This window comes from Oceanicola sp. 502str15, from assembly GCF_024105635.1.
In the GTDB taxonomy this organism is placed as follows: domain Bacteria; phylum Pseudomonadota; class Alphaproteobacteria; order Rhodobacterales; family Rhodobacteraceae; genus Vannielia.
Genome location: NZ_WYDQ01000001.1, coordinates 1,664,609 through 1,685,546, shown reverse-complemented (window position 1 = coordinate 1,685,546; position 20,938 = coordinate 1,664,609). Strand labels below are relative to the sequence as shown.

General features: G+C 67.0%; 15 protein-coding genes. 5 read left to right on the top strand and 10 right to left on the bottom strand.

Features of this window, described 5'->3' with window-relative positions; all coding sequences use genetic code 11:
* Nucleotides 1–864, bottom strand: coding sequence for a branched-chain amino acid ABC transporter permease (locus tag GTH22_RS08090; RefSeq protein WP_252944597.1), 864 nt, complete (start codon nucleotides 862–864; stop codon nucleotides 1–3).
* An 89-nt stretch (nucleotides 865–953) separates the two neighbouring features.
* Entirely contained in the window at nucleotides 954–2,192 is a 1,239-nt protein-coding gene (locus GTH22_RS08085; protein WP_252944595.1) for an amino acid ABC transporter substrate-binding protein, read from the bottom strand.
* 196 nt (nucleotides 2,193–2,388) lie between these two features.
* Here GTH22_RS08085 and GTH22_RS08080 point away from each other — a divergent pair, with 196 nt between their 5' ends.
* Nucleotides 2,389–3,246 (top strand): helix-turn-helix domain-containing protein, encoded by an 858-nt coding sequence (locus tag GTH22_RS08080; protein WP_252944593.1) that lies wholly within the window; start codon nucleotides 2,389–2,391, stop codon nucleotides 3,244–3,246.
* Nucleotides 3,247–3,314: 68 nt separating this feature from the next.
* Here the strand turns inward: GTH22_RS08080 and GTH22_RS08075 are convergent, their stop codons facing one another.
* The 8 genes from GTH22_RS08075 to GTH22_RS08040 all read right to left on the bottom strand — a co-directional run bounded on the left by GTH22_RS08075 (nucleotide 3,315) and on the right by GTH22_RS08040 (nucleotide 16,243).
* Nucleotides 3,315–5,159 (bottom strand): acetyl-CoA hydrolase/transferase C-terminal domain-containing protein, encoded by a 1,845-nt coding sequence (locus tag GTH22_RS08075; RefSeq protein ID WP_252944591.1) that lies wholly within the window; start codon nucleotides 5,157–5,159, stop codon nucleotides 3,315–3,317.
* Nucleotides 5,152–7,227 carry a 3-hydroxyacyl-CoA dehydrogenase NAD-binding domain-containing protein gene (locus tag GTH22_RS08070; RefSeq protein ID WP_252944590.1) on the bottom strand — a complete coding sequence of 692 codons (2,076 nt, stop codon included), beginning with the start codon at nucleotides 7,225–7,227 and terminating at the stop codon, nucleotides 5,152–5,154. Before GTH22_RS08070 ends, GTH22_RS08075 begins: the two co-directional genes overlap by 8 nt.
* Nucleotides 7,224–8,522, bottom strand: a complete 1,299-nt coding sequence (locus GTH22_RS08065) for an acetyl-CoA C-acetyltransferase (RefSeq protein WP_252944588.1) — start codon at nucleotides 8,520–8,522, stop codon at nucleotides 7,224–7,226. The genes GTH22_RS08070 and GTH22_RS08065 overlap by 4 nt, the downstream gene beginning before the upstream one ends.
* Nucleotides 8,519–10,768, bottom strand: coding sequence for an acyl-CoA dehydrogenase (locus GTH22_RS08060; protein WP_252944586.1), 2,250 nt, complete (start codon nucleotides 10,766–10,768; stop codon nucleotides 8,519–8,521). The genes GTH22_RS08065 and GTH22_RS08060 overlap by 4 nt, the downstream gene beginning before the upstream one ends.
* A gap of 82 nt (nucleotides 10,769–10,850) precedes the next feature.
* Nucleotides 10,851–11,924, bottom strand: a complete 1,074-nt coding sequence (locus tag GTH22_RS08055; RefSeq protein WP_252944584.1) for a PHB depolymerase family esterase — start codon at nucleotides 11,922–11,924, stop codon at nucleotides 10,851–10,853.
* Nucleotides 11,925–11,954: 30 nt separating this feature from the next.
* The gene (locus GTH22_RS08050) at nucleotides 11,955–12,371 is read right to left on the bottom strand and encodes a CopG family transcriptional regulator (protein ID WP_252944583.1); all 417 of its coding nucleotides are present in this window, start codon (nucleotides 12,369–12,371) and stop codon (nucleotides 11,955–11,957) included.
* A 126-nt stretch (nucleotides 12,372–12,497) separates the two neighbouring features.
* Nucleotides 12,498–14,888, bottom strand: a complete 2,391-nt coding sequence (locus GTH22_RS08045) for a 1-deoxy-D-xylulose-5-phosphate synthase N-terminal domain-containing protein (RefSeq protein WP_252944581.1) — start codon at nucleotides 14,886–14,888, stop codon at nucleotides 12,498–12,500.
* A 326-nt stretch (nucleotides 14,889–15,214) separates the two neighbouring features.
* Nucleotides 15,215–16,243: a substrate-binding domain-containing protein gene (locus GTH22_RS08040; RefSeq protein ID WP_252944579.1), complete on the bottom strand. Its 1,029-nt coding sequence runs from the start codon at nucleotides 16,241–16,243 to the stop codon at nucleotides 15,215–15,217.
* Between the two features lie 162 nt (nucleotides 16,244–16,405).
* Here GTH22_RS08040 and GTH22_RS08035 point away from each other — a divergent pair, with 162 nt between their 5' ends.
* From GTH22_RS08035 to iolB, 4 genes are all read left to right on the top strand, one after another.
* On the top strand, nucleotides 16,406–17,428 hold the full coding sequence (locus GTH22_RS08035; RefSeq protein WP_252944577.1) for a sterol desaturase family protein: 1,023 nt from the start codon (nucleotides 16,406–16,408) through the stop codon (nucleotides 17,426–17,428).
* A gap of 32 nt (nucleotides 17,429–17,460) precedes the next feature.
* Entirely contained in the window at nucleotides 17,461–17,772 is a 312-nt protein-coding gene (locus GTH22_RS08030) for a MocE family 2Fe-2S type ferredoxin (RefSeq protein ID WP_252944575.1), read from the top strand.
* A 228-nt stretch (nucleotides 17,773–18,000) separates the two neighbouring features.
* A complete protein-coding gene (gene iolC / locus GTH22_RS08025) occupies nucleotides 18,001–19,923 on the top strand; it encodes a 5-dehydro-2-deoxygluconokinase (RefSeq protein WP_252944573.1) in 1,923 nt (640 codons plus the stop codon).
* Between the two features lie 149 nt (nucleotides 19,924–20,072).
* A complete protein-coding gene (gene iolB / locus GTH22_RS08020) occupies nucleotides 20,073–20,879 on the top strand; it encodes a 5-deoxy-glucuronate isomerase (RefSeq protein WP_252944571.1) in 807 nt (268 codons plus the stop codon).
* Nucleotides 20,880–20,938 lie beyond the last annotated feature (59 nt).

The following is a 20,938-nucleotide window of genomic DNA, read 5'->3' as shown; positions in this document are numbered from 1 at the left end:
TCACGCCTTTCCGAAGAGGCCGTTGGGCCGCACCAGCAGCAGCACGAGGAACACCGTGTAGACGGCGGCCAGAGTCAGGCCGGGGTCGACATAGGCGGCAACGAAGGTTTCGACGAGGCCGAGGAGCAGCCCGGCGACGATGGCGCCCGGCACGCTGCCCTTGCCGCCGAGGATGACGACGATGAGGGCCTTCATGGTGAAGACGACCCCCGCGGTGGCGGTGAAGGTCTGGAACATCGAGACCACCACACCGCCGGTTGCGGCCATGGCGCCACCGATGGCGAAGGCGGTCCGGGCGGCGCGGTCGGTGTCGATGCCGAAGAGCGGCGCGCTCTGGGGCGCCAGCGCGACGGCGCGCAGGATCATGCCCCAGCGGGTGCGGAACAGGGTGATCACGAGCGCCCCGCCGATCACGAGGCTCAGGACGAGCGCCAGAAGCCGGTTGCCGGCGACCACCGTGCCCAACACGCTGACCGGCGTGTTGAGAAAGCTGTAGCTGGTGTAGCCGCCGCCGAAGAGCCACAGCAGCACACCCTGGATCACGAAGAGCAGCCCGAATGTGACGAGGATGCTGTCGACCTCCAGAGCGCCCTCGTCGGGCGCGCGCGCCACCAGCGGTTTCATCAGCACACGATAGACGGCATCGCTGACCAGATAGCCTGCGGGCACGAGGATCAGCAGCGCGACGATCGGGTTGACCGACAGGACGGTGAACAGGACGTAGGTGGCGAAACAGGCGGCGATGATCATGTCCCCGAACCCGAGGTTCATGATCCGCGCGATCCCGTACTGGATGGTCAGCCCCATGGCGACAAGCGCGTAGGTGCCGCCGAGCACGAGCCCGTTGACGACGTGTTCAAGCATGAATGCTCCGGGTTGCTTGAGTGAGGGGGGAGGCGGCGGAAGGGCCCGCCGCGCTCCGTTCGATGAGATATCTGGTCAGATGCGCGGGATCATTCCCAGCCCGGTTTGGGCAGCTTGACCGCAACGGTGCCTTCGCCGCCTTCAGGCGAGACTGCCACGAACTGGCCGTCCTGCCACTGACCGACCCAGTTGATCGCGCGCAACTGGTTGTTTTCCAGCCGGGTTTCTTCGCCCAGAACGGTCGAGAAGGTGCCGCTCGACAGTTCTGCGGCGATTGCCGCCTTGTCGAGGCCGACGCGCTCGATGGTCTGTTCGAGCATCTGGAGCGAGGCGTAGATCAGCACCGATCCCCAGAAGTCGGGTGCACGGCCCACGACCTCTTCGTGCTTGGCACGGTAGGCCGAGTTCAGCTCGTTTTCCGGGTCGATCCCGCCAAGGCTCATCACGCCTTCGACCGATCCGCCGGCGATGCCGGGATAGACCGGAAAGCCGGCGCCCACGCCGAGGTAGAACACCGGCGGGCTGTAGCTGGCCACCTTGGCCTGCTTGGTCAGCGCGAAGGTGTGGGGCGGGTAGCTGAAGGCCACGAAAGTATCGGCTTCGGAGCTTGCGGCCTCGTTCAGGATGGTGGCGAAGTCCGAGGTTTCGGGCGGGAAGCTCTTGTCATAGGTGACGTCGAAACCGGCGGCCTCGAAGCTGGGCCGGGCCGCCTTGACCAGGTCGATGCCGAAGCCGTCCGCGACCGAAACCATCGCGATCTTGTCGTTGATCCGGCCCGCTTCGCGCTCGGCCACGAGGATCTCGGTGAAGGCGGAGACGTAATCGACACTGCCGCCCATGAACCAGAAGCTGGTGTCCCAGCGCTCGACGAAGTCGGAGGCCTTGTCGGTCACGGCAGCGCCCGCGAGGTGGGGGTAGCCGAACCGTGCCATCAGCGGAGCGACGGCGAGGTTGAAGCCGGTGCCCCAGGGCGGAAGGATGATGTCGACCTTGTCCTGTGTGGCCAGACGCTCGACGGCGCGAACCACTTCTTCCGCCGAGGAGCGGTCGTCATAGGCGATGACTTCGATCGGAAGCTGGCTGCCGTCGGGCAGCTTCAGGCCCCCGGCGGCGTTCACCTCTTCGACCCAGAGTTCGTAGTTGGGGGTGACCGTCATGTCGGCGCCGCCAGCGTTGGGGCCGGACTTGGATATCGCGTATCCGATGGTCACCTTGTCGCGCTCCTGAGCCGCGACGCCATGCGCACCGGCTGCGATTGCCAGCGCCGCAAGGGCGCAAGTCGTCTGGCGCCGCGTCATGCGCGCCGCCTCGAAAAGCGATTTCTTCATTTTCTTCCTCCCAAAGGTTCACGGGGAATGCTGGCCATTTTGTCTCAAAGCGAGCCGATCTCCCGATCCCCGCCGTTCCACGGGCGGGGGGTGTGGTGAGCCTAAGCTGCGGCGATGTTCAGAATAATAGACATTTTGAGGATATAATTGTACTTTTGACGGGTCCGCTGACGACCAACTCGGGAAATCGCGCGCTTTGGAACGGCAAACCATTCAGGCAGAGCGCATCAAGAGTGCGCTGACCAAGACCGAGTTCGCCACTTCGGGCGGTCGGGCGACCTTCGTGATTCTGGAATCCGGACGCGGCGCGTTCATCTCTGACGAGGTCGAGCGGGACGTGGCCGGGCCTTGCCTGATCTGGTCGCCCACGGGCTGGTCGACCCGGATCACCCTGGCCGCAGGCACGCGGGGGTTCCTGATCCGGATGCCGGAACGCGCCCTCGGGCGGGCGCTGCCGACCGATGTGATCTCGGCCCATGTGCGCCAGGTGGTCAGCCGCCGGATCTTTCTGTCGGAGGTGACGCCCGCGATCATGCAGTCCTGCGTGGCGCTGTTCGACAAGATCGAGAGCGAGCTGCGCACCATGGCACCGGGCAGCGAAACCGTTCTGCACCATTGCGTTTCGCTTCTGATGATCGAGATCTGGCGCGCCGCCGCACCGCCCTTGCAGGCCAGCGAACCCCAGCCGCATCGCATCTCGGACAGCTTTCTCAACCTCGTGGAACTGCACCTGCAAAACCACTGGACCGTGGCGGAATATGCCCGGCGCATCGGCGTGTCGCGCGACCGTCTGAACGAGGCCGTGCGCCGCGCGATCGGCATACCGCCGCATCAGCACATGCAGCGCCGGTTGATGGAGGAAGCCAAGACGCTTTTGATCACGACCAACCTGCAGGTGGCCGAGGTTGGCTACAAGCTGGGTTTCAGCGATGCCGCCTATTTCACGCGCTTCTTTCGACGCCACGCGAGCCTTGCGCCGGCGCAGTTCCGGCGCACTTACATTCCGCTCTACCGCACCCGGACGAAGGAGGTTTCCTTTGCCGAGTGGCCATAGGGCGGGCGGCGTGGTGTGCGGGGCTGGAAGTGGAGGCAGGGGCCAGGGAGTGACCCGGCGTTTCGGCCTCAGGGGCTTTTCGACGCGCAGGTTCTGAGCGCACCGCGCAGGGCGCGGGCTTGCAGGGGCTCGGTCAGGCTTGGATCGGGCGCATAGCCCATCCGCGCCATTGCCTCGCCCTCCTGTGGGTGGCGCGGGGTGCGCAGGGAGGCCCAGAGGAGGGCGAGCAGGGCGGTTTTGGTTCCGGCCGCGTTCGACAGCTTCGACAGGGCCGGGAGCAGTTGCTTTTCGATTTCGGTGAAATCCGTGCCGAAGGGGAAGTCCGGCAGGACGGTGGCGCGGTGCGGGGCGAGCCAATTTGCAATCCCCTGAGGGGTGTTGTTGCGCTGCGCCTCGGGCACCTTGTAGCGCGGCGAGATCTTTCCGGCCTTGCGGGCCGCCTCCAACAGATCGTCCTGAAACCGGCTGTCGGCAATCGCGATCAGGCGCTTGATCACCTCCTCATCGCTTTGCCCGCGCAAGTGCGCCGCGCCGTATTCCGTCACCACGATATCGCGCATGTGGCGCGGAACGGTGGTGACGGGGAGCTGCCAGGTGATGTTGGAGGTCACCTTGCCGCCGCTCTGGCGGGTGGCTGGCAGGGTCAGGATGGCGTGGCCATCTTCCAGCGCAAAGGCCTGCTCGAAGAAGTTGAACTGCCCGCCCACGCCGCTGACGACCTGCCCGGGCTGGGCGGAATCCGACATCGCATCGCCCAGCAGGCTCACCTGCATGCCGCCGTTGACGAAGCGCGCATGGGTGCGGGCGGCGCGCTTGGCCGCCTCATCGCCATAGAGCGCGTTGGTAAAGCTGACGGGCATCATCGCGATCCTGGCACGCTGGTCGGGGGGCATGGCGCGCAGGCGCTCGTACATGTCGCGGGCGTCGACGAAGAAGCCGGCGTGGATGGCGGCGCCGCCGACCTCGCGCTTGATCACGCCCTCTTCGAACAGTGCAAGCATCCCGCCGACGAGCATTTCGGTAACGCCGTAGAGGCCTGCCTCGAAGGGGTCGGTTTCGGCGCCGGTGAGCGGGACGGGGGCCGTGGACCAGAGCGGGGCGAGGGTGCCACGGTCGCGCGCCAGAAGGGCATTGGCGACGGCATCGCCGATGGCGCCGATGCCGATTTGCAGGGTGCCGCCATCCTTGATCAGGCGGGAGACATGCAGGCCGATGGCGTGCTGGGCGTCGGAGACCGGGCGGCGGGGGGCGGAGAAGAGCTCGAACTGCGCGGGCGGTTCGAGGAGCATGTGCAGTGCGCCAGGCTCCAGAACCGCCGGGCCACCCATGAAGGGCAGGGCGTCGTTGACCTCGCCCACCGCGATGAAGTCCATCGTTCCATCGCGGCGAAACGCGAAGAGGTCGGCGGAGATATCGGTGTTGCAGGACAGGCTGAAGCGCTCACCGTCGCGGGCGAGGAGCTGGGCGAGCACATTGGGTTTTTGGGCGATCAGCACGTCGCGGGCGTGGGTGTAGTTGGCGGAGATGTAATGGCGCTGGGCGTAGTGATTGCCGAGCCACGTGCCGGCCTGAAAGAAGAACTCCGAGACCTCGATATTGTTAGGCAGCCCGTCGCCCTTGATCAACTCGGCGTAGTGGAGCGGCGGGTAGCGCCCGAAGAGCCTGTCGGCTGCGGGCTCCATGAAGCGGCGCTCCATGTCTGAGCCGGGGGTGGGGCGTTGCAGGGTGAGCGCGGTGAAGATCGACAGCTTCAGGCTCGGGTCCGCCACGGCCGCGCGGGTGAGCGCGTTGACCAGCGTGACCGGCTTGCCGAGGCCGAGGGGCAGCGCGAGGCGGATTTCGCCGCCGACCCGCTTATAGATGGCGCGGGCGATTGCATCCGCATCGGTGAAGGTGTCGGGCCCCTCAGCCAAGGGTCGACCAGCCCTCGTCAGGGGCGAAGCGCGGGCCGTGGGCCTGCTCGAGCGCCTTCAGCCGGTCGGTGATGTCGCTGGTGCCGCGGGCTTGGGCATAGTTCATCGGCCCGCCACGGAAGGGCGCGAAGCCGGTGGCGAAGATCATCGCGCCGTCAACCTGGTCCGCGCTCTCGGCCACGCCCTTGCGCAGCACCTCGACGCAGGCATTCAGCATCGGCAGGATGAGCCGGTCGGTCAGATCCTCGGGGGCATCTGAAAGGTCGGCATCGGGGTGAGGCGTACCGTCGGACCAGTCGTAGAAGCCCTGACCTGTCTTCTTGCCCAGCTCGCCTGCGTCGACCTTGGCGCGCAGGGTATCGGAGATCTCGGCCATCGGCGTGTCGAGACTGTCGCGCAGGGATTCCGCGACATGGAGGCCGATGTCGAGACCAACCTGATCGGCGAGCGTCACCGGCCCCATCGGCATGCCAAAGCGCAGGGCGGCACTGTCGATCACCTCCTTGGTAACGCCCTCATCCATCAGCACCATCGCCTCCATCAAATAGGGGGTGAGGGCGCGGTTGACGACGAAACCGGGGTATTCGGCCACGCGGGCGGGCAGCTTGCCGATGGCACCACAGAAGGCGGCGAGGCGGTTGGCGGTGGCGTCGTCGGTCGCGCTGCCACGCACCACTTCGACGAGGTCGACCTTGGAGACCGGGTTGAAGAAATGCAGCCCGGCGAAACGGGGTTTGTCGGGGGCGTGGGTGGCGAGGGAGTCGACCGAGAGGCTGGAGGTGTTGGAGGCGAGGATTGCGCCGGGTTTCATGCGGCCCTTCAGCCCGCCGTAGATTTTCTCCTTGAGGTCCAGTTTTTCCGGCGCGGCCTCGATGATCAGGTCGGCGCTGGCGATGCCATAGCCCTTCGGGTCGGGCATGAGGCGGTCGAGCGCGTCGCGGGTTTCGATGCGGCTGAGGTGCTTGTCCTTGCAGATCTCTGTGGCGTGCTTGAGGGCCTTGCCGAGCGGATCGGTTTCCACATCGCCGAGGGTCACGCGCTTGCCCTTGATCGCGGCCATGGCGGCGATTTCCGCGCCCATCGCGCCTGCGCCGATGACGTGGACATGGGCGATGCCATCCTCGCCGCGCCCCGCGTCCTTGAGCTTCTGTCGCAGGAAGAAGACGCGGCGGAGGTTCTTCGACGTCTCGCTATTTAGCAGTTCAGCGAAGGAGGCAATCTCGCCCTTCTGCATCTCGGCGCGGTCGTCGCCGTGCTCTTCCCAAAGGTCGATCAACGCGTGGGGGGCGGGGTAATGCGCCTTGGGGGCCTTTTTCTCGGTCTGGCTGCGCATCTGCCGGGCGACGAGGCTGCGGGCCTGGTCGAAACCGAGCGCGCGGGCCTTGAGGCCTTGGCTGTGTGGTTTCATCTCACCCTTCACGGCGGCCTGAACGGCGGCGGCGACGTGGCGCTCCTCGACCACCGCATCCACGATGCCGCGGGATCTGGCCTTCCTGGTGTGCGCCGTCTTGCCGGTGAGCATCAGGGTCATCGCCTCTGTGGGGTCGATGAGGGCGGGCAGGCGGAAAGTGCCGCCGAGGCCGGGGTGCAGGCCGAGTTGGACCTCGGGAAAGCCGAAGGAGGCGCCGGGGGTGGCGATGCGGGTGTCGCAGGCAAGCGCCAGCTCGAAGCCCGCGCCGAGAGCGGCACCATGGACGATGCAGATCGTCGGGCAGTTCAGCGCCTCGATCCGGTCTAGCACGTCATGGCCCTGTTTCAGCAGGTCCGCCGCGCCTTCGTCTGACATGGAGTTAAAGCTGGTGATATCGGCCCCGGCGGCGAAGCCCGAGAGCTTGGCGGAACGAATGATGAGGGCTTTGGGCAGGTTCGCTTCGGTGGCTGCGATGTGAGTTTCAAGCTCGCGGATCACCTCTTCGGAGATCGTGTTTGTACCGGTATCAGCCTTGTCGAGCGCGAGCCAGAGGATGCCATCACTGTCGCGTCCCGCGCGCCAGTTGCCCTCACGTGGGCCAGCGGCACCGAGTTCCAGCTTGGTTTCGCCGAGAAATTTCAAGACATGACCGGTCATTGCACCGCCTCCAGAAGCATCGCGCCGCCGAGGCCGCCGCCGATGCATTCGGTGGCGATGCCGCGCTTTGCCCCCCGTTCCTTCATTGCGTTGGCCAGATGCAGCACGATCCGGTTGCCGCTGGTCCCCACCGGGTGGCCGAGCGAGATGGCCCCGCCATCGACGTTGAGGCGGTCGCGGTCGATCCGCCCGAAGGCGGCGTCATAGCCGAGCACCTCGCGGCAGAACTCATCGTCGCCCCAGGCGGCGAGGCAGGAGAGTACCTGCGCGGCGAAGGCCTCGTTCAGCTCCCAGAGGTCGACGTCTTCGACCGAAAGCCCGTGGCGTTGGGCAATGGGGGTAGCCGAGAGCACCGGGCCGAGGCCCATGATCGAGGGGTCGAGCGCGGCCCATTCGCTGTCCTTGATCTCGGCCAGCGGCTCCAGACCGTGCGCCTCGACGGCCTGTTCGGAAGCGAGGATACACCAGCTCGCACCATCGGTGATCTGGCTGGAGTTGCCCGCCGTCACCTTGCCGTAGGGCTTCTCGAAGACCGGTTTCAGCTTGGCGAGCCCGGCCATGTCACTGTCGGGGCGCACGCCGTCGTCATGGTCGTAAACCGTGCCGTCGCGGTCGATTGCGGGCATCACCTCGTCGCTCAACCTGCCTTCCTTCTGCGCGGCGGCGAGGCGGTGGTGGCTCTGCATGGCGTAGGTGTCGGCAGTTTCTCGGGAGACGCCGAATCGATGGGCCAGCACCTCGGCGGTCTGGCCCATGTTGAGCTCGGTGATCGGGTCGGTCAGCCCGCGCTCCAGCCCGATGACGGGCTTGAAGAACTCGGGGCGGATGCCCGTCATCGCCTTGGCCTGATCGAGCGGGCCCTTTGCGGCGTTCATCCTGCCGAACCACTCGACGGCGGATTGGCGCAGGACCAGCGGTGCATGGCTGAGCGCCTCGGCCCCGCCTGCAAGGATCATCTGGTGGCTGCCATCGCGGATGTAGCGGTAGGCGGTGTCGATGCTCTGCATGCCCGAGCCGCAGTTGATCTGCATGGTGAAGGCCACCATCGCCTCGCCCAGTCCGAGGCGCAGCGCGGCAACGCGGGCAGGGTTCATCTCGTCGGCGATGACATTGACGCAGCCGAGGATCACCAGATCAAACGCCGTGCGGTCAAAGCTCTGGCGCGCCAGCAGCGGGCGGCCGCATTGCACCGCGAGATCGACGGGGGTGAAGGGGCCGGGGCCGCTGCGGGCCTTGATGAAGGGGGTGCGCGCGCCGTCCACGAGGAAGACGCGCTGGCTGTTGCGTGCGTTCATTCTGCGGCCTCTCTGGGGGCGGCGCTGGGCTGTTTACGGCTTGGGAAGAGCGCGGCGAGGGCTTCAGGGGTGAAGTCGTCCACCGCGACCACCTCCGCGACCAGGGCGTTCATTGCCTCGATCTCCTCTATCTCGGCGGCGCTCAGGATACCTGCCTCAAGCCCCTCCTGCGGGGTCTTCCGGGCATCGCGCAGGCGCTTCATCACCGGGGCCATCTCGACGACCTTGGCGTAGCATTGGTTCAGCACCTGCACGCCATCGCGGTTGCAGCCCTCGAAGACCCGCCCGGTGATCCGGTCGCGGCTGGCGGAGGGCTCGTAGATCAACTCGCTGACAGTTTCTGTAAGCCGGTCGGACGGGCTGCGGCGGGTGGCCCCGGGCAGGGTCAGCACCCGCAGCACCCAGGCGGCCCAGCGGGCGGGAAGGTTGGCGATGACCTCGTCGAGCGCGGTCTGGATGCGCTTGAAGGCCTCGGCGGCGGCGAACTCCACCACCGGCAGGTCCGCTTCCTGGCGTCCCTCGTCCTCCCAGCGTTTCAGTGCGGCGGAGAGAATGTACATTTCGGAAAGGATGTCGCCCATCCGGCCCGAGATCATCTCCTTGCGCTTCAGCGCGCCGCCGAGGGTGAGGAAGGCGAAATCGGCGGTGAGGGCGTAGGCGGCGGACCAGCGGGAAAGCTGGCGGTAGATCGGGGCTACGGCTCCTGCATCGGGGGCAGGGGCGAAGCGGCCGCCGGTGAGGGCACGGCCCCATGAGCGGAACAGGGTTTTGGTGGTGTGGCCGACATGGGCCCAGAAGCTCTTGTCGAAGGCCTCCAGCGATTTCTCAGGGTCCTCCTCCTGCAACGCGAGCATGTTGTCGAGCATATGGGGATGGGCGCGGATCGAGCCCTGCCCGAAGATGATCAACGAGCGGGTGACGATGTTGGCGCCCTCCACCGTGATGCCGATGGGCACGGCGCGGTAGAGCGGTTGGAGGTAGTTCGACGGCCCGTCGATCACCGCCTTGCCGGAGTGCACATCCATCGCGTGGTTCAGCGCGTCTCGCATCCGGTAGGTGGCGTGGGCCTTCATGATCGCCGAGATCACCGAAAGCGCCCGGCCCTCGTCGAGCCCGGCGCAGGTGAGGTGGCGGGCGGCGTCCATCGCGTAGGCATCGGCGGCGAGCGAGGCCATGGGCGACTGGATGCCACCGAACTTGCCGATCGGCAGGTTGAATTGCTGGCGGATGCGGGCATAGGCACCGGTCGTGTGGGCAGAGAGGGCGATTGCGGCGCAGCCCATGGAGGGCAGCGAGATCCCGCGCCCCGCCGCGAGGGCCGACATCAGCATCATCCAGCCCCGGCCTGCGTACTCCGGGCCGCCGATGATGTGGTCGAGCGGGATGAACACGTCCTTCCCGGTGGTCGGGCCGTTCATGAACATGGTGGAAGAGGGCAGGTGGCGGCGGCCGGTTTCGACGCCCTCCAGGTCGGTCGGCACGAGGGCGCAGGTGATGCCGATATCCTCGGTGTCGCCCAGCAGGCCCTCCGGGTCGCGCAGCTTGAAGGCGAGGCCCAGCACGGTGCAGACCGGGGCGAGGGTGATGTAGCGCTTGGCCCAGTTGAGGCGGATGCCGAGCACCTCCTCACCGTCCCACGCGCCCTTGCAGATCACGCCTTCGTCGATCATCGCGGAGGCGTCGGAGCCGGCCTCGGCACTGGTGAGGCCGAAGGCAGGCAACTCGCGGCCATCGGCGAGGCGGGGCAGCCAGTGTTCTTTCTGCTCATCGGTGCCGAACTGGTGGATCAGCTCGCCGGGGCCGAGGGAGTTGGGCACCATCACCGTGACCGCTGCGGCGACCGAGCGGGTGGAGATGAAGCGGATGATCTCGGAGTGGGCAAAGGCCGAAAAGCCGAGGCCGCCGTGGGACTTGGGAATGATCATGCCGAAGAACTTGTGCTGGCGCAGGAAGCTCCAGACCTCGGCGGGCAGATCGGCGTCCTCGTGATTGATCTGCCAGTCGTTGATCATGTGGCAGAGGTCGCGGCAGGGCCCGTCGAGGAAGGCCTGCTCTTCGGGGCTGAGCTTCGGGGGCGTCACGTCGAGGAGCTTCGACCAGTCGGGATTGCCCGAGAACAGCTCGGCCTCCCACCAGACCTCGCCGGCGGTCAGGGCCTCGCTTTCGGTCTGGGAGAGGGCGGGCAACGCCCCCTTGGCCCATTTGTGGATCGGTTTGGTCAAGAGCCGTGCGCGCAGTCCTGTCATGTAGACACCTCCACAGACCAAACGTGTGCCGGGCTGTCAGGGTTCCACGCGGCGCACGGAGGGGCAGGCGGGGCGGGCCAGTTCACGCCCCGGGGTCGAAGAAGAAGCGGACCATCTCAGCGCTGGCATCCGGCCCCTGCGCATCGGTGTAGGAGCCCTCGGGCTGGCCGCCCGACCAGGCATGGCCGAGGCCCTCGATCACCCAGTGCTCCAGGTAGGCGCGCCCGTCGGGGCCGCTGCAGGTGGTGGCGGTGTAGCTGCGGCCGTTCTCGGCGCCGCCATGGGTTGTCTCGACGCTTGGCGAGGGGCCGTTGCGCGCGGCGTCGCGCGCGATCATCTCGCCGTTGGAGGCATGCACGGTGCTGTCTGCCCCGCCATGAAAGACGATGGTGCGCAGGGCGGTCTGGCTGCGGGCTCCGGCGTGGCCCGAGGTCTGGCCTGCCATGGCGGAAAAGGCCGAGGCAACGTCCTTCGCTGCGCCGTAGGGCAGGCCGGAATGGGCGCCTGCGGCGGCGAAGACATCGGGGTAAGTCTGGCCGAGGATCACCGCCATCGCCGCCCCTGCCGAGAGGCCGGCCACGAAACAGCGGCTCGGGGGAACATCGTATTGCGCCATCGCCGAACGGGCGATGCCCGCGAGGATCTCCGGCTCGCCCCGGTCGCGGCGCTGGTCGTTCGGGCTGAACCAGTTCCAGCAGGTCTGCGCATTGGCGCCGCGCGATTGCTCGGGGTAGATCACGACGAAGCCGTCGCGCTCGGCCAGGGCATTCATGCCGGTGCCGATGGCGAAATCCTCGGGCGTCTGGGTGCAGCCGTGGAGCATCATCACGATGCCCGTGGCCCCCGCAGCGGCAGAGGCCGGTACATAGGTGCGATAGGCGCGGCTGCCGCTCTTGCCCTGATGGGTAGACGACAGGAACTGTGCCCCCTCGGCGAGGGTCGGGGGCTGCGCGGTGGCGCGGGCGCCGCCCGGGAGGGACTTTTGCAGCATGTCCATGAGGCCCCCGGTGGTGGCGCCGTTGGAGAGGGGCGTGGCGGAGGCGGCCAGCCCGTGCCGGGCGAGGGTGCGCTGCACGAGATCCTGCGCGGCGGTCAGCCGGTCGGCGCGTGCGGCGTCGTTCACCGGGCGCTTGGCGCCAGTGTTGAAATCAAACATCTGTGGTGTCCTTGGATAAGGTATGGCGGGTTAGCGTATGCGGTCTGCGAGGGCGTTCTTCACCTCGCGCGAGGCTTGCAGGGCGCCCAGCACGGTGATCGAGCCGATGGTGTCCAATGCGAGATCGGGCGTCACGTCGGGGTCGATGCGGGCGAGGCCGACGACCTTGACGTGAAGAACCTCGCCAACGTCGCGCAGCGCCTCGAGATCGGCGCGGGTGTAGTCGCGCAGGCCCAGCTCGAGGGTGTGGCGCTCGACCGAACTGCGGACCACGTCGGCATGGCTGTCGAGCTGGTTGCGGATCGCGGTGCGGATGAAATCGCTGCGGTTGGAATAGAAGCCTTCCTGCACCAGAAGGTCGATTCGCCCGAGATCGACATACCCGAGGTTGATCGTGATCTTTTCGCTATCTGGGGTCTTATCGCGCTGCGATCTGACGGCGTTCATTTCGATTCTCCATCCGTGTGGATGGTATATGGATGTTATGCGGCGTAGTTCAACCCCTGATGCACGTCACCCGCCGTCGCCTCACCCTTATCGCCCCACCGGGCCACCCATCCGGTGCCAATCCCCCTAAGCCCCGATCCGCAGGGAGTTCAGCGCGGCACCGGGGGATCTGTCTCCGACCGTCAGCTCACTGACCGAACGTGCAATCGCGGTGCGGTCGATCTGGAAATGGCGGGCGAGGTCGTCGATCGAGCCAGTCTGGCCGAAATGCTCGACGCCATGGGGCACCGTCTTGTGGCCCGCGACCGAGCCGAGCCAGGAGAGCGTGGCGGGGTGACCGTCGATCACCGTGACGAGGGTGCAATGGGAGGGCAGCGCGCCGAGCAGGCTTTCGACGTGCGACAGCGCCTTGGGCTTGCCGCGCGTGCGTTCGCGCTGGGCGGCGGTCCAGCCGGCGTTGAGGCGGTCGGCGGAGGTGACGGCCAGCACCGCGACGTCGCGGCGGTGCTCTCCGATCAGACCGGCGGCGGCGATGGCCTCGTCGGCAATTGCGCCCTGATAGGCGATCACGATGGCGCAGTTGGGCCCCGGCTTGCGCAGCCAGTAGGCGCCGTCGATCGCGCCCTGTCGAAAGTCGTCGTCGACCCGTTTGCCGGGCTGTTCGAGCGGCTTGGTGGTCAGCCGCAGGTAGACCGAGCCGCCGGTTTCGTCGCGCAGCCAGGTGCGCTCGTCGGGGTCGCCCTCGCCGTCACGCTGCATGTAGTCGAAGGCCCATTCCATGATCACGGCCAGCTCGTCGGCAAAGGCGGGCTCGAAGCTTGCCAGCCCGTCCTGCGCCATGCCCGTGAGCGGGGTGCCGATGGACTGATGCGCGCCGCCTTCAGGCGCGAGGGTGACGCCCGAGGGTGTGCCCGCGATCAGGAAGCGGGCGTCCTGGTAGCAGGCGTAGTTCAGCGCATCGAGACCACGGTGCACGAAGGGGTCATAGACCGTGCCGATGGGAATGAGCCGCTTGCCCCAGAGGCTGTGCGACAGTCCGGCGGCCCCCAGCAGCAGGAACAGGTTCATCTCGGCGATGCCCAGTTCGAGGTGCTGGCCCTCGGGGGCGAAGTTCCACTTTGCGGTGGAGGGGATGCGATGCTCGATGAAGGCGTCGCTCTCGGGCTTGCGGGCGAAGAGCTTGCGCCGGTTCACGAAGGCCCCGAGGCCGGTGGTGCCGGTCACGTCGGGGGAGGTGGTCATGATCCGGGCGGCAAGGTCTGTCCGGCCCTTTGCCAGCTCGTCGAGGATCTTGCCGAAGGCGGCCTGGGTCGAGATTTCGCGGTCGGTGGCAAACTCGATTGCGGGCACCGGCAGCTTGGCGTCGGCGTGGCGGCGGGTGCCCTTGGCGAAGAAGGGCACTTTGTCGAGAAAGCCTTGGAGGGCAGGTGCATCGGGGACGGCGGCGAAGGGCTCCCATTCCTGTCCTTCGGGCACGCCCATGTCGACCTGCCAGGCCGCCATCTGCGCCTTGGTCATCAGGCCGCCGTGGTTGTCCTTGTGGCCGGCGATTGGCGTGCCCCAGCCTTTGATCGTATAAGCCAGAAAACAGGTGGGCCGGTCGTGGTCGATGGCGGCGAAGGTTTCGGCCATGGTATGCACGCAGTTGCCGCCGAGGTTTTCCATCAGGTCGGCCAGCTCGTCATCGCTGCGCCGCTCCAGCAGCGCGGTGACATCGCCCTGATCGCCGAGATCGTCCATCAGCCGTTTGCGCCAGACCTCGCCGCCCATGTAGGTGAGCGCGGCGTATTCGGCGTTGGGGCAGGCGTCGATCCAGTCGCGCAGCTTGCTGCCGCCGGGCTCCTCGAAGGCGGCGCGTTGCAGGGTGCCGAACTTGACCTTCACCACGTCCCACCCGAAAGCGTCGAAGATCTTCTCGATCCGCGTGAACAGGCCCTCGCGCACGATCCCGTCGAGCGACTGGCGGTTGTAGTCGATGATCCACCAGGTGTTGCGCAGGTCGTTCTTCCAGCCCTCCTGCAAGACCTCGTAGATGTTGCCCTCATCCATCTCGGCATCCCCGACCAGCGCCACCATGCGCCCCGGGGTGATGTCGCCCCAGTCCTTGGCGGCGATGAAATCCTGCACCAGCGAGGCCAGCGCCGTGATCCCCACGCCAAGCCCGACCGAGCCGGTGGAAAAGTCGACATCGTCGACATCCTTGGTGCGGCTCGGGTAGCTCTGCACCCCGCCGAAGCCGCGGAAGTTCTCCATCCGCTCGCGGGTCTGGTTGCCCATCAGGTACTGCATCGCATGAAAGACCGGCGAGGCATGGGGTTTCACCGCCACCCTGTCCTCGGGGCGGAGCGCCGAGAAGTAGAGCGCGGTCATGATCGAGACCATGGAGGCGGAGGACGCCTGATGCCCGCCGACCTTGATGCCGTCCGCCTTGGGGCGGATGTGGTTGGCGTTGTGGATCATCCAGTGGGAGAGCCACAGCAGCCGCTGCTCGATGGTCTTGAGATGTGCGTTCGTCATGGGCGTCTTCCCTCCGGGTCGGGTGAGTGGCGTCGCGGGCGCGGTGAAGGTCAGCCGTCGTTCTGGTGGCAGCTGTAGCGTTGAGCGCAGATGCGCCACCGAGCTGGGCGCAGGGACCCCTCGAACCTTTCGGGAAGACGCCCGTCTTGGCAAGGTCGATCATGCCTTGCATGGATTTGCGCCCATAGACCGGGCCGATCATCATGGCCTCGGCGCGGGCCGCAAAAGGGGATCGCGGCGATGGTCGGCACGTCGGAGCCGCTCGATTGCCACCTTGTAGCAAGGAAAACGCGCCGTTGGCGTTCTGGCAGCCGCAGGGCAGGGGGTCAGATGTTTTCCGAGGTGTAGATTTCGAAAGCCAGGGCTAGCTGGCGGGCCCCGGCGTTGGGGCCGCCCTGCTTGGCCTCGATCATGGCATCCAAGGCGGCACGGGCAATGCGATCGAGCGGGTGGGAGATGACCATCTTCAGGGTGCCGTCGATCAGCGCGTCGCGGGTGGCCTCAAACAGCTCGTATCCGACCGCGACGAAGCCCTGGCGCTTGGGCACATCGCGCAGGGCGGCCAGCGCGCCGGTGATGCCACCGCCCGAAACGAAGAGGCCGCAGAGGTCGGGGTGGTCGTGAAACAGCCCCTCCACCATTTCGCGGGCCACGGCGGCGGATTCATGGGTGGCGCGGGGCTCGAGGATGGTGAAGGCGGTGTTGTGCTCGCGGAAATACGAGCGGAATCCGGCCTCGTTCAGCTCGTGGTTCCGGTAGCGGTGGTTGCCGATGAGCAGGCCGATCTCGCCGGGGCGGTGCACCATGCTGTCGAAGGCCCAGGCGGCGGTGCGCCCGACCGCGTAGCTGTCGAGCCCGACATAGCCCACGTTTGCGCGGGCGGTGAGCGGGGCGACGAGGGCGATGACCGGGGTGCCGCCTGCGGTGAGCGCATCAATCGCATCGGCCACCTTGGGGTGCTGCGCCGTGACGAGGGCGAGGGCATCGCAGCTCTTGCCGAGGGCGGCGAGCTGCGCGGCGATGTTGTCGGGGGAGAGGTCGTCGACATAGGTGAGGGTCAGCTCGACGGGGGCTTCCTGCCGGCGGGCGGCCTCCTGCCGCAGCGCCGCGCCGAGGTTGCGGTAGAAGGCGCGGCCCCCCTGTTGCAGCAGAACGCCGAGCCTGTGAGGCGCGCGCCCCTTTCGAACCGAGCGCTCCAGCGTGCCGACGCCGTAAAAGCCGATCTCTCCGGCGGTGGCCAGCACATGCTCGCGGGTGTGTTTGCGCACCGTCTCGGGCTGGTTCAGCACACGGTTCACGGTGGAGACCGACACATCGGCCGCCTTTGCGAGATCGGAGATTGTCTGGCGTTTCACGGGGGCAGCGTCCGTTTCATTTTGAATATACGCGTATCATTCTGGCACGATGTTAGCTCAAATTGAAACGAAATCCCGCGCCCTCCAGCGCCGGGATTGATCTGCCCTCGGGCGCGGTTCCACAACGGCCGCCATGGGAGGCCAGCCGGGGAGGGCGGCAAGATGGACGAGCTGGAGCTGGGGAGCAGGGACAAGCGGGGCAATTGGGCGCCCAATGCGCCGCTCCAACCGGCGCCGATCTGGCAGCGCCCGTTCAGCGCTCGCAAGGTGCTGGCCTGGATCCCCGATTACCTCTGGCCGTGGAACACCTTTCACCTCGCCACCGCGCTGCTCTGGGTGCTGGTGCTGATCCCGGCGTGGGACAGCCTCGCCCGCCTTTCGCTGGGCAACTACCTCTATCTCTACTCGCTGAACGCGCTGGGCATGTTCGCCTTTCTCGGCGGCTTCGAGTTTGTCTACTACGTGAAGCGCAAGCAGGAGAACCGCTTCAAATACAACGCGAAATTCCCTGCCGACCACCCCTCCGACGTGTTCTGGTTCAAGAGCCAGAACCTCGACAACTTCCTGCGCTCCTTCTTCGTGACGATCCCGCTCTGGACCGTGGTGGAGATCGTGATGCTCTGGGCCTATGCCAACACCTGGGCCGTCTGGTTGCCCTGGACGACCCACTGGCTCTGGCTCAGCGTGGTCATCCTGCTCGCCCCGGCTCTGCACGAAGCCTATTTCTTCTGCCTGCACCGGGCGATCCACTGGCCGCCGCTCTACCGGCACATCCATTCGGTGCACCACAACTCGATCAACCCGAGCCCGTGGTCTTCGCTCAGCATGCACCCGGGCGAGGGCTTTCCCTACATGGCCGAGGCCTGGATTCACCTGCTGATCCCCTCCAACCCGGTCTGCGCCTATTTCACCCTGCATGCGGTGGGCTTCGGCTCGGTCAACGGCCACCTCGGCTTCGAGAAGTTCGAGCTGACGGAGGGCGCCATGCTCGACAGCCACGCCTATGTTCATCACCTGCATCACAAGTATTTCGAGGTGAACTACGGCGGCGCGGGGCTGGTGCCGCTCGATAAGCTGTTCGGCACCTGGCACGACGGCAGCAAGGAGGCCGAGGCGCGGATGAAGGAGCGGTTTCGCCGCAAGAAGGAACGGCTGAAGGCAAGGCAGGCCGCCGCGGCGAAGTGAAACCACCCTGCATGACAAAAGGAGAGACAGCCATGGCCGACTGGGTCGACGCCTGCGCCATCGAGGACATCGAGGCCGAAGATGTCATTCGCTTCGATCACGGCGCGCGGACCTTCATCATCCTGCGCGATCACGACAACAACTACTATTGCACCGATGGGCTGTGCCCCCACGAAGAAGTGCATCTGGCCGGGGGGCTGGTGGTGGAGACGACGATCGAATGCCCCAAGCATGCCTCTGTCTTCGACGCCAGCACCGGAGAGGTCGAGACGCCGCCGGCCTGCGAGAATCTGAACACCTATGCCACCCGCATCGCGGACGGTCGGGTGTTCGTGCAGGTTTGAGGCCGCGCCGGGGGGCCGGAGGGGGTCTTGCAACCGGTGGCACAATTTGGTCGTGTCGGCCCGGAGGCCGTTTGCGCCCCATCTGCACTTTGATCGAACGAGAAAGACCACAGGACATGCTGAACGTTGGACAGCCGGGCGCGCGCCGCCGGGCCGCCGAGCCGGCCACCGCCACTTTCGCGAGCCCGGACGCCCTCGGGCAGAGCCTCAACCGGGTGAGGTGGGCCAATGTCTGACGCGCTTGACCTCATCACCATCGGGCGCTCGTCGGTCGATCTCTACGGCGCCCAGATCGGCGGGCGGCTCGAAGACATGGGCTCGTTCGACAAGTACATCGGCGGCTCCCCCACCAACATCGCCTGCGGCACCGCCCGGCTCGGCCTGAAATCTGCGGTCATCACGGCGGTCGGCGACGAGCACATGGGCCGCTTCGTTCGCGAGCAGCTCGAGCGCGAAGGGGTGAACACCGAGGGCGTCAAGACCGACCCCGAGCGGCTGACCGGGCTGGTGCTGCTGGGCATCCGCGACCAGGAGCAGTTTCCGCTTATCTTCTACCGCGAGAACTGCGCCGACATGGGGCTGACGGTGGAAGATATCGACCCCGCCTTCATCCGCCGCGCCCGCGCCGTCGTGGCCACCGGCACCCACCTCAGCCACCCGCAGGTGGAGGCGGCCACGATCAAGGCGCTCACCCTTGCCCGCGAGGGCGGCCAGAAGACGGCGCTCGACATCGACTATCGCCCCAACCTCTGGGGCGTGGCGGGCCACGGCGACGGCGAGAGCCGCTTTGTCGAGAGCGCGGCGGTGACGGCCAAGCTGCAATCGACGCTGCACCTGTTCGACCTGATCGTGGGCACCGAGGAGGAGTTTCACATCGCGGGCGGCAGGACCGACACCATCGCGGCCCTGCGCGCGGTACGGGCGGTGTCGGGTGCGGTGCTGGTGTGCAAGCGCGGCGCGGCGGGAGCGGTGGCCTTCACCGGCGCGATCCCCGACAGCCTCGACGCGGGCGAGGCGGGGCCGGGTTTTCCGATAGAGGTGTTCAACGTGCTCGGCGCGGGCGACGGCTTCATGTCGGGCCTGCTCAGGGGCTGGCTCGACGACGAAAGCTGGCCGGTGGCGCTGAAATACGCCAATGCCTGCGGGGCTTTCGCGGTGTCGCGCCACGGCTGCGCCCCGGCCTATCCGAGCTGGGAGGAGTTGCAGTTCTTCTTCGAGCGCGGGGTGAAGCGCCCCGATCTGCGCAACGACGCGGAGCTGGAGCAGGTGCATTGGGCGACCAACCGTGCGGGCGACTGGTCCGCGCTCAAGACCTTCGCCTTCGACCATCGCCAGCAGTTGGAAGAGATGGAGGGCTACACGCCCGAGAAGGGCGGGGCCTTCAAGGAGCTTTGCCTCGACGCGGCGTTGCAGGTGCAGGGCGGGCGGCCCGGCCATGGCATTCTGTGCGACAACCGCATCGGGCGTTCGGCGCTGCACCGCGCCTCGGGCAGCGGCCTCTGGATCGGGCGGCCCACTGAGCTGCCGGGATCGCGCCCGATCGAGTTCGAGCCGGACCTTGGCGAAGACCTCGGACGCCTGCGCGAATGGGCGCGGGAGAACGTGGTGAAGCTGCTGCTCTTCTGCCACCCCGACGATGACGCCAAAACCACCCGGACCCAGATCGAGCGCGCAAGGCGCCTGTTCACCGCGGCGCGGCGCAACACGCTCGAGTTCCTGCTCGAGATCATCCCCTCCAAGGTCGGCCCGGTGCAGGATGACACCTCGGCGCGGCTGATCCAGAGCGTCTACGATGCCGGCATCTACCCCGACTGGTGGAAGCTGGAGCCGTTCCGCACCGAAGAGGCCTGGCGCCTTGCGGTGGCGGCGATCGAGCGCAACGACAGCCACACCCGCGGCATCGTAGTTCTGGGGCTCGATGCACCCGAGGATGAGCTTGCGGCGAGCTTTGCGCTCGCCGCCCGGCAGCCGCTGGTCAAGGGCTTCGCCGTAGGGCGGACGATCTTTGGCGATGCGGCGCGAGGCTGGATGAAAGGTGAGCTGTCGGACGCGGCGGCGACCGCGCAGATGGCCGAGCGCTACGCCCGGCTCTGTACGATCTGGGAAGAGGCGCGGGCCGAAGCCCGGTTGAACTGGGAGGGGGCGCGATGAGCCGGGCGCGCAGGCACAGCGCGCTGCGCGGGTGCCGTGCCCCTGCGAAGCGCGCCCAAGCGCCCGCCACTACCCCGACGCCCCATCAAGAGCCCATCACCGACACCTGCGGCCAGTCCGGCCCGACCACCGCCTAGGGAGCGCCCTCCATGCCCGAACTTCTCAAAAAGCCCTTCGGCACCCGCGGCAAGGTCCACGCCATCACCCCCGAAACCGCCGGCTGGCGCTATGTCGGCTTTTCGCTCTACCGGCTCAAGGCGGGCGACAACGCAGCCGAGGTGACCGGCGCGCAGGAGGTCATCCTGGTGATGGTCGAAGGCAAGGCCCGGATCACCGGGGCCGGTCGGGACTGGGGGGTGCTCGGCGAGCGGATGGACGTGTTCGAAAAGACGCCGCCCCATTGCCTCTACCTGCCCAACGGCACCGAGTGGGAGGCCCGCGCCGAAACCGACTGCGTGCTCGCGGTCTGCGCCGCACCGGGGCAGGGCGGCCATGAGGCGCGGCGGATCGGGCCGGAGGGCATCACCCTCACCGAGCGCGGCAAGGGCACCAACACGCGCCACATCAACAACATTGCCATGGAGCACGAGGACTATGCCGACAGCCTGCTGGTGACGGAGGTCTTCACCCCGGCGGGCAACTGGTCGTCCTACCCGAGCCATCGCCACGACGAAGACGACTACCCGCGCATCACCTACCTCGAAGAGACCTACTATCACCGGCTGAACCCGGCCCAAGGCTTCGGCTTGCAGCGGGTCTATACCGACGATGGCCAGCTCGACGAAACCATGGCCGTGCGCGATGGCGACGTGGTGCTGGTACCGCGCGGGCACCATCCCTGCGGCGCGCCCTACGGCTTCGAGATGTACTACCTCAACGTCATGGCCGGCCCGCTGCGCAAATGGCGCTTCGTCGCCGCGCCCGAGGTGGAATGGATCATGGAGCGCGACGCCTGAATGGCCCCCGCGTCAGGCGATCCGGCGTGTGCGACCCCTCTGCCACCTCCGGGCCGGGA